We start from the raw sequence: 327 nt of genomic DNA on the forward strand, positions 1-327 counted from the left end.
GGGTGCAGGAGGGGGCGTCTAGCGGTCCCGCACTGGTCGGGACGCTGGAGGGTCTGCCGGCCGGTGTGCCGGTGACCACCGCCATGGTGGCGGATGCGCTGGCCCGGCAGCGGCTCGGTTACGGCCGGGGTGCCCGGATGAAGTTCGGGCAGGACGAGGTCACGTTTCTCGTTGGCTGTCTCTTATACACATCTGGCGCCCCGGCGGGCTACCGGGACTGACGGGACGGCGGTCTAACGCCCGATCCTGTGACGCTTCATCGGACTGGATTCGGCGCCGTGCGCGGGTGTGGGCCGCCCAATGGTGCCGTGCACCGACCTGTGCCGG

1 protein-coding gene is annotated in these 327 nt (G+C 70.3%); it reads left to right on the forward strand.

What is annotated here, in order from left to right:
- Window positions 1–221, forward strand: a 221-nt coding sequence (locus tag UK12_RS34500; RefSeq protein ID WP_045307174.1) for a chorismate synthase, incomplete at its 5' end; no start/stop codon positions are given.
- Window positions 222–327 lie beyond the last annotated feature (106 nt).

This window comes from Saccharothrix sp. ST-888 (assembly GCF_000955975.1).
Classification (GTDB): domain Bacteria; phylum Actinomycetota; class Actinomycetes; order Streptomycetales; family Streptomycetaceae; genus Kitasatospora.